The organism is Bordetella bronchialis, assembly GCF_001676705.1.
Lineage (GTDB): Bacteria > Pseudomonadota > Gammaproteobacteria > Burkholderiales > Burkholderiaceae_B > Bordetella_C > Bordetella_C bronchialis.
Genome location: NZ_CP016170.1, coordinates 4,366,720 through 4,380,233, shown reverse-complemented (window position 1 = coordinate 4,380,233; position 13,514 = coordinate 4,366,720). Strand labels below are relative to the sequence as shown.

The following is a 13,514-nucleotide window of genomic DNA, read 5'->3' as shown; positions in this document are numbered from 1 at the left end:
TCCCTGCATCTTGAGTACCGTCTCCGGGGATCAACCCTCATGCCGCAATTTTTTATCGACAGACCGATTTTTGCCTGGGTTGTTGCGCTGTTCATCCTGCTCGCGGGGATACTGGCGATCCCCAACATGCCGGTCTCGCAATATCCGAACGTGGCGCCGCCGGCCATTGAGATCACGGCCACCTATCCGGGCGCCTCGGCCAAGGAAGTCGCCGACTCGGTCACCAGCCTGATCGAAGACCAGCTCAATGGCGCCAAGGGCCTGCTGTACTACGAATCCGTCAGCGATTCCAACGGCCAATCGACCATCACCGCCACCTTCGCGCCGGGACGCGACCCCGACCTGGCCCAGGTCGATGTGCAGAACCGCGTCGCCAACGTGACGGCGCAGCTGCCCGCCGCGGTGGCGCAGCAGGGCGTGCAATTCCAGCAGACCAGTACCGGCTTCCTGATGATCGTCACGGTGTCGTCCACCGACGGCTCCATGGACCAGACCGCGCTGGCCGACTACGTGACGCGCAACGTCAAGAACCCCGTTTCGCGCGTGCCGGGCGTGGGCCAGTTCCAGCTGTTCGCCGCGCCCCGGGCCATGCGCATCTGGGTCGATCCGCAGAAGCTGGTTGGCTACAACCTGAGCATGAACGATGTCAACCAGGCCATCGCGCAGCAGAACGTGCTGATCTCCGGCGGCAACATGGGCGGTCCGCCGAATCCGGCGAGCCAGCGCACCACCGCCACCGTGATCGCCAATGGCCAGCTGTCCACCGTGGAAGGCTTCGGCAACCTGGTGCTGCGCGCCAATACGGACGGCTCGGTGGTCCGCGTGCGCGACGTGGCGCGGGTCGAGATCGGCGCCGACAACTACTTCTTCGGCGCCCGCCTGAACGGCAAGCCGACGGCGGCGTTCGCCATCATCCTGTCGCCGGACGCCAACGCGCTGTCCACCGCCAAGGGCGTGCGCCAGCAGATGGAGCAGCTGTCCAAGTACTTCCCGGCCAACATCAGCTACGCCATTCCCTACGACACCGCGCCCTATGTGGAGACCTCGATCACCGACGTGGTCAAGACGCTGCTGGAAGCGATGGTGCTGGTGTTCCTGGTGATGTTCCTGTTCCTGCAGAACGTGCGCTACACCATCATCCCGGCGCTGGTGGTGCCGGTGGCCATGATGGGCGCCTTCGCCGTGATGCTGGCGCTGGGATTTTCCATCAACGTGCTGACCATGTTCGCCATGGTGCTGGCGATCGGCATCCTGGTCGACGATGCCATCGTGGTGGTGGAAAACGTCGAGCGCATCATGGCGACGGAAGGCCTGTCGCCCAAGGAGGCCACCTCGCGCGCGATGCCGCAGATCACCGGCGCCATCACCGGCATTACGCTGGTGCTGGTCAGCGTCTTCCTGCCGCTGGCCTTCATGGGCGGGTCGGTGGGCGTGATCTATCGGCAGTTCGCCGTCGCCATGGCCGTGTCGATTTTCTTTTCGGCTTTCCTGGCGCTGAGCTTCACGCCGGCGCTGTGCTCGACCATCCTCAAGCCGGTGCCCAAGGACCGGCATGAGGAAAAGCGGGGCTTTTTCGGCTGGTTCAACCGCCGCTTCGATCGCGGTACGCACGCCTACCAGAACTGGGTGTCGCGCATCCTGCACAAGGGCGGCCGCATGATGCTGATCTACCTGGCGCTGGTGTTGCTGCTGGGCTGGCTGTACTGGCGCATGCCGTCGTCCTTCCTGCCCGAGGAAGACCAGGGCTATGTGATCAGCAACATCGAACTGCCCTCCGGCTCCAGCGCGAACCGCGCGGTGGACGTGCTGCAGCAGGTGGAAAAGTACTTCATGGCGCAGCCGCAGGTGGAGAACATCATCGCGGTGCAGGGCTTCAGCTTCAACGGCAATGGCCTGAACGCGGCCATCGCCTTCACCACGCTGAAGGACTTCGACCAGCGCAAGTCGCGCGCGGACTCGGCCGAGGCGGTGTCCTTCCGTGCCTTGAACAATCTGTTGATGGGGATCCACGACGCCATGGTGTTCACCGTGGTGCCGCCGGCCATCTCCACGCTGGGCAACGCCACGGGCTTCGACTTCCGCCTGCAGGACCGCGCCGGCGCCGGAACGGACGCGCTGGCCGCGGCGACGGGGCAATTGATGGGCATGGCGATGAAGAGCCCCGTGCTGTCGCAGGTGCGGATCTCGGGACTGGGGCCCAGCGCGCAGCTGACCCTGACCATAGACCGGCAGAAGGCCGCCGCGCTGGGGGTCAACTTCGACGAGGCGGCGTCGCTCATCTCCACCGCGGTGGGCAGCGCCCTGATCAACAAGTTCCCGAATTTCGGCCGCATGCAGAACGTGTGGGTGCAGGCCGACGCGCCTTACCGCATGCAGGTGGAGGACATCCTGGCATTGAACGCGCGCAACACCAATGGCGGCATGGTGCCTTTGTCCAGCTTCGTCTCGGCCAAGTGGGGCCAGGGGCCGGTGCAGATCGTGCGCTTCAACAGCTATGAGTCCATCCGTATTTCCGGCGACGCCGGACCGGGCTACACCAGCGGCCAGGCCATGCTCGAAATGGAGCACCTGATGACGCAGTTGCCGCCGGGCTTCGGCTATGAGTGGAACGGCCTGTCGTACCAGGAGCAGCAGGCCGGCAGCCAGGCGCCCATCCTGATGGGCCTGTCCCTGCTGGTGGTGTTCCTGGTGCTGGCGGCCCTGTATGAAAGCTGGGCCATCCCCCTGTCCGTGATGCTGGTGGTGCCGCTGGGCATGCTGGGCGCCGTGGGCCTGGTGGGCCTGCTGGGCATGTCCAACGACGTGTACTTCCAGGTGGGCATGGTGACCGTGATCGGCCTGGCCGCCAAGAACGCCATCCTGATCGTGGAGTTCGCCAAGGACCAGTACGCCCGGGGCTACGGGCTGTACGAGTCCGCGGTCGAGGCCGCGCGCCTGCGGTTCCGGCCCATCCTGATGACCTCGCTGGCATTCATCCTGGGCGTGATCCCGCTGGCCATCGCCAGCGGCGCGGGAGCCGCGAGCCAGCGCGCGGTCGGCCTTGGGGTGCTGGGCGGGATGCTGGCGGCCACGCCCTTCGCCGTGATTTTCGTGCCCACCTTCTTCGTCGTCGTGCTGGGCCTGTTCAAGACCAAACCGCGGCTGCTGGGCGCGGAGGCGCGCCGCTTCGAAGAGGAGCAGGCCGCCAAGCGGGCACAGGAAGGCAGGCCGCCCAGCCCCGCCACCCAAGGGGAGGGCGAATGATGCGTACGCCATCCATCATGCGATCCACCGCGCTGGCCACGGCGCTGGCCGCCGCGCTCGGCGGCTGCACGCTGGCGCCGAAGTACGAGCGGCCCGCCGCGCCTGTCCAGGCGGACTGGCCGGACCAGCCCAAGCTGACCTACGGCGGCTACGACAAGGCGACGACCGCCGGCATGCAGCCGGCGTCCGCCCTGTCGCCGGCCAGCGATGTGGCGGCGGCCGATATCGGCTGGAGGGATTTCTTCCACGATCCGCGCCTGCAGGCCTTGATCGCGCTGGCCTTGCAGAACAACCGCGACCTGCGGGTTGCCGTGCAGCGGGTGGAGGAAGCGCGCGCGCAGTGGGGCGTGCAGCGCGGCCAGCTATTCCCGAGCATCGGCGCCGGTGTCCAGGGAACGCGGCAGCACCTTCCGCGCAGCCTGCGGCCGGGCGGGCCGGACTCGACCTCGATCAGCAGCCAGTACCAGGCGGGTCTGGGCCTGACCACGTTCGAGATCGATGTGTTCGGGCGGCTGCGTAGCCTGTCGGAAGCCGCCTATCAACAGTACCTGTCCACCGAGCAGGCCCGCCGCAGCGTGCAGATATCGCTGGTGGGAGAAGTCGCCCAGGCTTACCTGAACCTGCGCGCGGCCGACGTCCAGCTGGACCTGACACGCAAGACCCTGGAGTCCCGACAGGCCTCGTACGATCTGGTCAAGCGCCGCTTCGACGGTGGCGTGGCCTCGGAACTGGACCTGAACCAGGCCAAGTCGCTCCTGGATGCGGCGTCGGCCAATCTGGCCGAGCTGGCGCGGGCGCAGGCACAGGCCGTGAACGCGCTGGTGCTGCTGACCGGCGCGCCCTTGCCGCCGGACCTGCCGGCCCCGGCCCCGTTTGACAACGCCCAGGTGCTGGCCGCCATTCCGGCGGGCCTGCCATCGGCGCTGCTGGAACGCCGTCCCGATATCCTGTCGGCGGAGAACAATCTGCGTTCGGCCAACGCCAACATCGGCGCGGCCCGCGCGGCCTTCTTCCCGACCATATCGCTGACGGGCCTGCTGGGCTCGGCCAGCTCGTCGCTGGACGACCTGTTCAAGGGCGGCCACGGATTCTGGAGTTTCTCGCCGTCCATCACGACGCCCATTTTCTCGGGCGGCGCCATCCGTTCCAACCTGGCCCTGGCCGAGGCGCGCAACAACATCGCGGTGGCGCAATACGAGCAAGCCATCCAGCAGGCCTTCCAGGAAGTCTCCGACGCGCTGGCCGGCGTGGCCACCTACGGCACGGAAGTGGAGTCGCTGCGCGCGCTGGAAGCCTCGTCCGCCCGCACGGTGGAGCTGTCGACCATGCGTTACAACGGCGGCATCGACAGCTATCTGCAGGTCCAGAACGCGCAGGTTACCTACTACAACGCGCAGTTGCAGCTGGTGCAGGCCGGCCTGGGCGCGCTGCTCAACCGTGTCCAGCTGTACAAGGCGCTGGGCGGCGGCTGGGAGGAAACCACCCGGAAACCCGAGCAGACCGCGGAAGCCGGCAACGGCCGGGCTGCGCGGCCCCAGCCCTGATCGCGGGCTGGGGCGCCGCGCGGGCGCGGAACATCGTTTGCTAACGGATGTGGATCGGGCGGCGGCCGGGTAGCCGCCGCCACCGTTTCCACGCCGCCCCGCGGGGCGGCTCCACGTCCAGGTGTCCCGATGCCCGAAATCCCCGCCCTGCTGCGCGAGCATGCGCGGCCCGCCGAACCCGGATCCAGCAATGCGGACGCACCCGTCCAGAAACCCGCCGCGATGGCGCCGCACCGTGTCGTCATCGTGGGCGGCGGCGCGGGCGGGCTCGAACTGGCCACCACGCTGGGCCGCAAGCATGGCCGGCAGCACGTCACGCTGATCGACAGCCATATGCTCCATATCTGGAAGCCGACGCTGCACGAGGCCGCCGCCGGGACGGTGGACGTGCAGCAGGAAGGGCTGTCCTACCTGATGCTGGCGAACCTGGCGCGCTTCAACTTCGTGCTGGGCACCATGCAGGGCGTGGATCGCGCGCGGCGGGTGGTCCATGTGGGCGCCGTCGCGGGGCCCACGGGCGAGCCGCTATTGCCGGACCGCGAGATTCCCTACGACACGCTGGTCATCGCCGTGGGCAGCACCTCGAACTTCTTCGGCACGCCGGGGGCCCGTGAACATGCGATCACCCTGGATACGCCAGAGTCGGCGGAGCAATTCCGGCTGACCATGCTGCAAGCCATGGTCAAGGTCGACCAGGCCAAGGCCAGCGACCCGCAGGCCCGGCTGCACATCGTCATCGTGGGCGGCGGCGCCACCGGCGTGGAGCTGGCCGCGGAACTGCAGGAGGCCAGCCGCCTTGTTGCGGCGTACGGTCTGACCCATTTCGATCCACGGCAGGACCTGGCGATCCGCATCGTCGAGGGCGCGCCGCGCATCCTGGCCGCCTTGCCGGAGAAGCTCTCGCGCGCGGCCCAGCGGCGCCTGGAAAAGCTCGGCATCGCCATCGAGAGCGGCTGCCTGGTCTCCCAGGTGACGGCCGACAGCGTGATCGCCAAGGACGGCCGCGTCTTCCCCGCCAACCTCTGCATGTGGGCGGCGGGCATCAAGGGCCCGGACGTGCTGGGCGCGCTGGACCTGCCCCGCAATCGCGCGGGGCAACTGGAAGTGGATGCCCGCCTGCGGACGGAGGACCCCAATATTCTGGCGTTCGGCGATTGCGCCGCGGCGCCGCGGGCCGATGGCAGGGTGGTGCCGGCGCGCGCCCAGGCCGCCCACCAGGAGGCCGCCTACCTGCGCCGGCGCCTGGCCGCGCGGATCGAAGGCCGTCCGGAACCGGAGGGCGATTTCGTCTACAAGGACCGGGGCTCGCTCGTTGCCCTGGGCCGCGAGCGCGGCGTGGGCAGCCTGATGGGCGCCTTGCTGGGGCGGGGCTTCTTTGTCAGCGGCACGATCGCGCGCTGGATGTATGCCAGCCTGCACCTGCTGCATCACCGCACCGTCCTGGGGTTTTCCCGTACGGTCTCCCTGGCGCTGGCGCGGCTGCTGACCCGCCGCACACATCCCCGCGTCAAGCTGCATTGACTCGGGTCGAGCCGCGGGGCGGGGCCTCCGTCGGCGGTAGCCCCGATAAAAAAGAGGCCACCGCGTCAGCAGTGGCCTCAAAGCTCGTGTGCGGGTCCACGACGTACCAGCTGCTTGGAAAACAGCTCGTCGACCCGCAAGCAAGGTAGCATCGAGCTCCTTCAGCCCATATACATGGGCGTCACAATTTGTAAATCCGCGACTCCGCCCCTTTTCCCCCGGAAGCGGCGCATTGGCCCCATGCTGACATTGTTTGTGCTTCGAATCGTTGCAAAGGGAGCGGGCCAGCCATACATATTAAGTAACCATCCAGGGCGGCGCGGTCAAGTGCCGCCACATTTTTTTGTTTTTCCGTAAGCGCTACAACGGGTGGTAAGGGGTGCCGATCCTTGAATCGCGCCCGGCGCGGATGGCCGGCGCGCCTCGCGTCGTGACCGTGAGCGCGCCCCGCGCGCGCATGGCGAGCGCGCTCCGGAGGGCGTGCATATCCGGCCAGCGGGCACGGGCGTTGCCATGTCTTCTGCACTTACCATAGAGGGGGCGCACGATGACCGAGGAACGCAAGACAACCCGCAAGCCCAGGGGCTTTGCCGCCATGGATCCCGAACTGCTGCGTGGGATCGCGGCACAGGGCGGCCGCGCCGCCCACGCCATGGGAAAGGCGCATCGATTCGACTCGCAGGAAGCCAAGCAGGCCGCGGCGAAACGCCACGCCAGCAGCAAATCCGTGAAACCGGAACCGGTGATGGAGCACGCCGGCGAGGAAGCTGGGGCCCGCACGACGGCCCAGGCGGAAGACAAATCCTGAGCGGCGCGCAGGGGGCCGACAGCCCCGGCGCGTACCCTGCCGCGCGGCCGGCAATGGCGGCGCGCATGGCGGCTTTCGTCGTCGATCCCAGGGTTAGCCCTGAAACCTGGAACGCGAGGCGGCCCGCCATGACCCATGCGCCGTGTTACCGCCCACATGAATCACGCGCGACAGGAGAACGCCGATGGCGATCGCATTCGGACCGCGCGCGGCGCCTGTTTCGCATGCCGATGCCGCACGCAGCGGGGCGTCCATCGAGGCCGCCGGCGCGCCTCATGCCGCCCACACGGGCCACGCATTCGACGCCTACCGGCCGGTCGCGGACGACGCGTCTGTGTCCGCATCCGGGCCTCGGCCCGCGATCCAGCCCGATCGTTTCCGGCGTGATGCGATCTCGGGCTGGGTGGCCCCGTTGTTCCGCTCCGTGTTGCGCCTGTCGACGGCCGGCGCTTCGGAGATGCTCGGGCACGTCAACCGCAGCCTCGTCGCGCAAGCCACGGCGCCGGGGACGATGCGCTCGCAAAACGTGGATTGCAGGGCCGCGGAAAACATCCCCGAATGCCAGCGGCGCTCGTCCTCCGATGCCTTTACCGGCAGCACGGCTATCGAGCTGGAACGCTGGCAGGGCAGCCTGGACCGGCTCGATGGCCTGATCGACTTCCGCGGCGACTATGCGCGGCTTCCCGTCATGCGGCGGGTCCAGCGCAAATGGCTCGACGGCGAGCCGGGCGCGGGCGCGCGCGCCCCGTACCGCGACTGGCGGCGCACCGGATCGTATGCGGCCTTCCTGGATGCCGTGGTCGCGGAGCTCCAGGCCAGCGGCGACTACGACAGGCTGGTGGCGCAGCGGCTATCGCTCGCGCAGCGCGCGCCGGGCTACGAAAAAGACATCCGCGCGACGCTACTGGCCTTCCCGGGGAAAGACCGCGCGTGGGTGGAGACGCGCATGCGCGAATTCCTGTCCGACTGGAAGCGCTTCGACGGCGACACCGGCGAGTCTGCCGTTTTCGGCAGGAAGATGGTGCTGGGCAAGCTGCTGGACGGCGAACTTCAAGTGGCGGACAAAGCGGGCTAGCGGCCGCCTTATCGCCTTACCGGGCCAGGCGGCGGAAGGCGACGTACCCGCCGTCGGCATCGTACAGATAGTCGAACACGTTCAGCGCGTGCACGCTGGTATTGACGAAGGTGGGCCTGTCCTGCCCGTCCACCAGCACGATGCGCCCGGGCGCGGCGGCATCGCCGCCATCCCCCGCCGCGAAGCCGTAGCCCGGCGAACCCGCCGTGGCGTCCGCGCCGAAACGTATCGCGATGCGGGTGCCCGGCACCAGCGTCCGGCCACCGTCTGTCCGGATATGTCCCGCCTGCCGGTCCGGCGGCACGGTCAGGTACATCGTCGACACGCCGGTATCGATCAGGGCCGTGCCGCAGGCAGGTTTGCCGTGCTCCAGCGCGATACAGGCGGGCAGCGGGGACCAATCCCGCCCGTCGGCGGCCTTCGGCAATTTGATGTAGCGGTAGTCGCCGCGCGTGTTGGCCGGCGTCAGGCCGACATGCACGCCCTCGCGCGTGACGACATAACCGCGCCGCACCGCTCCAGGCGCATCGGCGTTGCCCATGCCGGGCAGGTTCAAGAAGGGATTCTTGTCCGGCGTGCTCTGGGATTGATGGTCGGCTTCGCGGGCGTAGCCCACGCCTATCATGGCGACGTGGCGCGGATCGTCGCTGGGTTCGCAGTCCCGGGCGTTGCGAAAGCACTCGATGCGGTCTATCGCCAGCACGGGCAGCGGCCGCGTGGCGATGCTGGCACCGTTCGCCCCGCGGATGGTTGCGACGGCCATCACCCATCGTCCACGCATGATGCGCCCGGAGCTGGAGTAACTGAGCGTGCCCGGTCCCAGCGTCGGCAGGCGATCCACATCCGGGATGGACGATGCGGCCACCACGATGCCCGTCGACCCCGTGTCCATGACGGCGCGCACCGGCTGCCCGCCGAAGGAAAGCTCCAGCGTCGGGGGCACGGCGCGGGGCTCGCCCGGCGGCGGGGCATTCAGGAATCGCAGATAGGTGCCCTGGCGATAGCCGTCGTAGGCCGGCTGGGCAAGGACGGGAGCCGCCAGGAAGGACAGGGCGGCAAGGGCGAAGGCCAGGCGGTGCAGGGTGCGCATGGCTGCGGATCTTAACCCTTCCGTCTCGCCGGGCCGGCCTAGGACATGCCGGCGGCGGCGTAGGGCCTAGGGCAAGCGGCTCTCTATCTTCGAGGGGCGGCGGCCTGGACACTCTTCACTACCCGGACCGCCCATCGGACGGGTGTGCCTACACCGATAGGGGAGCGCGCAATGAGCCACGCCACAGCAATCCGCACCAATGGGGACCGTGAAGACGGCCATTTCCCCTGGCCCGCAAGCAGCGGCCAGGTATCCAGGACAGACCTGGGCAGCCTGGCCATACCCATTCATACCCAGGTCGTCACCTTCCTGCTGGGCGACTTGATCGGGCGCAAGCTGCGGGTCGCGTCCGGGCCGGTGACCGTGGACCGGGAGCCGGGCAGGGTGACCATCCTGACCGACGCCGCCGGCCGGATCACCGACATGTGGGTGGATCCGGACGATCACGACGACGGCCAGGCCTAGGGACGCCGGGCAGGCGGGGCCTTGTCGTGCCGGGCACCGCCCACCCGCTGCCTGAGTTTGTCGAACGTGCGCAGTACCCGGCCCACGGTGGTCGCTTCACGCCAGTACTTGCGGCGCAGCTGCCGCAAGGGCAGCCACCATGGGCGCACGATCAGTCCCGGCGCCCACATCGGCCGCCAGCTATTCATGTTGCGGGGCCGGTCCACGATGGTCACCGTGGGCACGCCACAGGCCGATGCGAGATGCCCGATGCCGGAATCCGTGCCGATGAACCAGCCGGATTCATAGATCGCGGCCGCGGTCCGCGCCAGGTCGGGCGCCTCGAGTATGGGCAGGCCATGCGGCGCCAGCAGGGCGCGCCATGCCGGCCGCTCGTTCGGCGCCAGTACGAACGTGGGCTCGAAGCCCCGCGCGCGCAGCTCGGTCGCCAGGGCGACGTACTGGCTCGGCTTCCAGCAGCGCGCTTGCTCGCTGGACGTGGGGTGGATGACGATGCGGCGCGCATGCACGCGCGCCCGCAGGTGGCCCGGGGGGCGCAGGCCGGTGTCCGGCACCCACTCCGTCAGGCCGAACCGGGCCTGCGTGTAATAGCGGAAGCGGATCATCACGCCGTTGTAGCGGATGTGGCCGTGATGGAACTCGCCGTGCCTGCCACCATGGCCGCGCGGATGGCGTTTGCGCGAACTGGCGTCTTCCACGCCCGGCCAGGACTTGATGGCCGCGTACTGCGGGTAGCGCTGGCCCAGGCCGGCGATGGGCTTGTCCTGGTCCATCTGAACGATGGCGGCGTACTTCTCCAGCACGCCGATCTCGCTTTCCGATGGCAGCGGCCGTATATCGAACCCGGGAAACCAGCCCGCCAGATCATGGCCGTGCGTGCCATAGATGACCACATCGCGCCCGGCACGCCGCAGATTGTTGGCGACGTTCATCAAGAACAAGGTGTCGCCCAGGCGGGCTGACAGGATCAGCGCGATGGATCCGCCCTGATTTACCGAATGACCTTCTATCAATGTATATGTCCCGACTCGTGCCACGGCCGCGCAAGGTCCGTCCCGGCGTGCCCGCTCATTCGTGCTTATCGCGCGGGCACCTGCCCGCGGACCGATTTATAAACCAATCCGCCGGATGGCGCGCGGCGCGTGCCGGCAGGTGGGCTATTTCTCGAAATCGATCACGATGCGGCCCTGGATGTCCCCGTGGTGCATGCGCGCAAAAATCCCGTTGATGTTCTCCAGCTTTTCCGTGGCGATCGTTGCTTTCACTTTGCCTTCGCCCGCGAAGTTCAGCGCCTCCTGCAGGTCCAGCCGCGTGCCTACGATAGAGCCGCGCACGGTGACACCGTTGAGCACGGTATCGAAGATCGACAACGGAAAATCCCCCGGCGGCAGGCCGTTCAGCGACACGGTACCGCCGCGCGCCACCATGCCCATGCCTTGTTCGAAAGCCTTGGGCGACACCGCCGTCACCAGCACGCCCTGCGCGCCGCCGATTTCCTTCCTGACGTAGGCGACGGGATCCTGTTTGCGGGCATTGACGGCCAGCGCGGCGCCGAGCTGCCGGGCGAGCTCGAGCTTGGCGTCGTCGATATCCACCGCCAGGACGTTCAAACCCATGGCCTTGGCATACTGCACGGCCAGATGCCCCAGACCGCCGATGCCGGATATCGCCACCCAGTCGTCCGGCTTGGTGTCGGTGACTTTCAAGCCCTTATAGACCGTCACGCCCGCGCAAAGGATGGGCGCGATATCGACGAAGGAAACGTTGTCGGGCAGATGGCCGACGTAGTTCGGGTCGGCCAGTACGTACTCGGCGAAGCTGCCGTTCACGGAATAGCCGGTGTTCTGCTGCTCGGCGCACAGGGTTTCCCATCCCCCCAGGCAGTGCCGGCAGTGGCCGCAGGCGGTGTACAGCCAGGGCACGCCCACGCGGTCGCCTTCTTTCACGTACTTGACGCCGGCGCCCACGCCGACGACATGGCCAACGCCTTCGTGGCCGGGAATGAAGGGCGGCTTCGGTTTGACCGGCCAGTCGCCATCGGCGGCATGCAGGTCGGTATGGCAGACGCCGGTGGCGGCGATCTTGACCAGGATCTGGCCCGGGCCGGGCGTGGGCACGGGGACTTCTTCGATAACCAGCGGCTTGCCGAATTCGCGGACGACCGCGGCCTTCATGGTTTGTGGCATGGCGAAACTCCTCGGAAATTTGCGTCGGGACGCACGACGTCAATGGGCGCCGCGATGTGGGTGCCGCGATTCCAGTCGCGTACAGCTTAGGCTTCCGATGAGCGGGGCCGGATGATTTGGATCAATAGATCGGATACCGCCCATGTCGCGTATTCGCGCGGATCCCAGGTGCCACGAATTCACTTGGTGGAAACCGCGGGATACAGGCCGGCGAGCCGCGCGATCAGCACCCCCACGTAGAAAACGCCTATGAATTCCTGGATCATGACGACCGAGCGGGCGTGGTTGGTCAAAGGGATGAAGTCACCGTAACCGGTGGTCGTCAGCGTCGTGAGACTGAAGTACATCAATTTGAAGAACGTGCCGGGTTGGGTGAAATCCAATTGCCCGGGCCCGAACGATCCGGCGCTGGCATTTTCCATGAGGGCATAGACGAAGGCCCAGGAAAAGGCCAGCATGATGTACCCCGCCAGCGCGCCGTGCAGCTTGTCGGCCGTGATCGGTCCGCGCCGGAGCACATAGCGGAGCACCCCGACGATGGCGACGGCCAGGGACACGGCATAAAAAACACCGGCGATTCCCAGGAGCGCGATATTTTTCGTCAATAACGCCGCCCACTGGGAAACGATGCCGCACAGTGCCAGTCCCAGCCTCAGGACCATCCCCGAACTGGTGGGCCTGGAGGCGAAAGCGCCCGTGAGCAGCACCGCTGAAAACAGGATGCCGAGCAAGGTCCGGCCGAATATGCCGTCTTCCAAAAAGGGAAACAGCAGGATCAGGCCGATCAGTAGGAGCAGCAGCCAAGTGCAGGGCCCGCCTCCCTTCATCATCACGAAAAGATCTTCGTGGGCAGCTTCCTGGGTTTCCATGGCGGTTCTCCGTAAGGGTTGACGCCTTCATTGAATCTTTCAAGCGAAGCCTACGCGTCATCGCCAATCGGATCGTCAACTTTTTACGGAGCGAGGGCGTGTTCTTGACGCGGAACTGCCCGCGGCACGCGCGGCGCGGGCGCCGCCGGCGTGGACGCACGCCCCCAATGGCTGGGCAAGACTATCGAGCAAGACTATCGATCAAGTTCGCGGCCGCCAAACCGCAGTGAGCGTTTCTTCTGGTCGAGGATTCCAGAAGTCCGAAGGCAGCGCCATCCCCGGGGTGCCGCACATTTACTCGGGGGCTAGAACAAGTCGAGGAGAAGATCCTCATTGAGCGTGAAGCGCGATCGCAGCTCTCAGGCGGTGGAACGGTGGGAGCCACGTTCTAGCGCAGCCTTGGTACCGCCTCGCCATGCAGGTGCATGTTACGATCTCCGCGAGATCAACAAGTGGAGAGAATATGGGTACACGAGAAATTGATGGTTGGACGGCCTTCAGTGGCGCGTTTCAGTCGGGCGACATGCCAGCCGTTGCTGATGTCGCGACTCATAAAGAGGGGCAGCCTGAATCGACACGTTTTTTCCGGGTTGTCACAGATTGCACTTTCTCGCATCTGGGAGATGCCAAGTCTGCCTCAGATGTAGTGGTTGATCGCATCGAGTCGATCAACGAGGATGGAGTGCCTTACCCCTTGACCTACTAGGGCATTG

The 13,514-nt window shown here is 66.9% G+C and carries 11 protein-coding genes; 7 read left to right on the top strand and 4 right to left on the bottom strand.

Features of this window, described 5'->3' with window-relative positions; translation table 11 throughout:
• The first annotated feature begins 39 nt into the window (after positions 1-39).
• From BAU06_RS19295 to BAU06_RS19275, 5 genes are all read left to right on the top strand, one after another.
• Positions 40-3,243 (top strand): multidrug efflux RND transporter permease subunit, encoded by a 3,204-nt coding sequence (locus BAU06_RS19295; RefSeq protein WP_066353742.1) that lies wholly within the window; start codon positions 40-42, stop codon positions 3,241-3,243.
• Positions 3,240-4,787, top strand: a complete 1,548-nt coding sequence (locus tag BAU06_RS19290) for an efflux transporter outer membrane subunit (RefSeq protein ID WP_066353740.1) — start codon at positions 3,240-3,242, stop codon at positions 4,785-4,787. Before BAU06_RS19295 ends, BAU06_RS19290 begins: the two co-directional genes overlap by 4 nt.
• A gap of 222 nt (positions 4,788-5,009) precedes the next feature.
• Complete coding sequence (locus BAU06_RS19285; RefSeq protein ID WP_066359378.1) at positions 5,010-6,308, top strand: NAD(P)/FAD-dependent oxidoreductase; 1,299 nt, start codon at positions 5,010-5,012, stop codon at positions 6,306-6,308.
• A 547-nt stretch (positions 6,309-6,855) separates the two neighbouring features.
• Complete coding sequence (locus BAU06_RS19280; protein WP_066353738.1) at positions 6,856-7,116, top strand: KGG domain-containing protein; 261 nt, start codon at positions 6,856-6,858, stop codon at positions 7,114-7,116.
• Between the two features lie 184 nt (positions 7,117-7,300).
• Positions 7,301-8,191 carry a hypothetical protein gene (locus tag BAU06_RS19275; protein WP_066353736.1) on the top strand — a complete coding sequence of 297 codons (891 nt, stop codon included), beginning with the start codon at positions 7,301-7,303 and terminating at the stop codon, positions 8,189-8,191.
• Positions 8,192-8,207: 16 nt separating this feature from the next.
• Here the strand turns inward: BAU06_RS19275 and BAU06_RS26925 are convergent, their stop codons facing one another.
• A complete protein-coding gene (locus BAU06_RS26925; RefSeq protein ID WP_197509326.1) occupies positions 8,208-9,281 on the bottom strand; it encodes a hypothetical protein in 1,074 nt (357 codons plus the stop codon).
• A 171-nt stretch (positions 9,282-9,452) separates the two neighbouring features.
• On the opposite strand from BAU06_RS26925, the gene BAU06_RS19265 reads away from it, so the two are divergent.
• Positions 9,453-9,746, top strand: a complete 294-nt coding sequence (locus tag BAU06_RS19265) for a hypothetical protein (protein WP_066353733.1) — start codon at positions 9,453-9,455, stop codon at positions 9,744-9,746.
• On the opposite strand, the gene BAU06_RS19260 is transcribed toward BAU06_RS19265, so the two are convergent.
• From BAU06_RS19260 to BAU06_RS19250, 3 genes are all read right to left on the bottom strand, one after another.
• Positions 9,743-10,759, bottom strand: coding sequence for a glycosyltransferase family 9 protein (locus BAU06_RS19260; RefSeq protein ID WP_066353731.1), 1,017 nt, complete (start codon positions 10,757-10,759; stop codon positions 9,743-9,745). The two genes, BAU06_RS19265 and BAU06_RS19260, sit on opposite strands and share 4 nt — an antisense overlap.
• Before the next feature lie 144 nt (positions 10,760-10,903).
• On the bottom strand, positions 10,904-11,932 hold the full coding sequence (adhP, locus tag BAU06_RS19255) for an alcohol dehydrogenase AdhP (protein WP_066353729.1): 1,029 nt from the start codon (positions 11,930-11,932) through the stop codon (positions 10,904-10,906).
• Between the two features lie 179 nt (positions 11,933-12,111).
• Entirely contained in the window at positions 12,112-12,801 is a 690-nt protein-coding gene (locus BAU06_RS19250) for an ion channel (RefSeq protein ID WP_066353725.1), read from the bottom strand.
• Positions 12,802-13,264: 463 nt separating this feature from the next.
• Here BAU06_RS19250 and BAU06_RS26725 point away from each other — a divergent pair, with 463 nt between their 5' ends.
• Positions 13,265-13,507, top strand: a complete 243-nt coding sequence (locus BAU06_RS26725) for a hypothetical protein (RefSeq protein ID WP_156770287.1) — start codon at positions 13,265-13,267, stop codon at positions 13,505-13,507.
• Positions 13,508-13,514 lie beyond the last annotated feature (7 nt).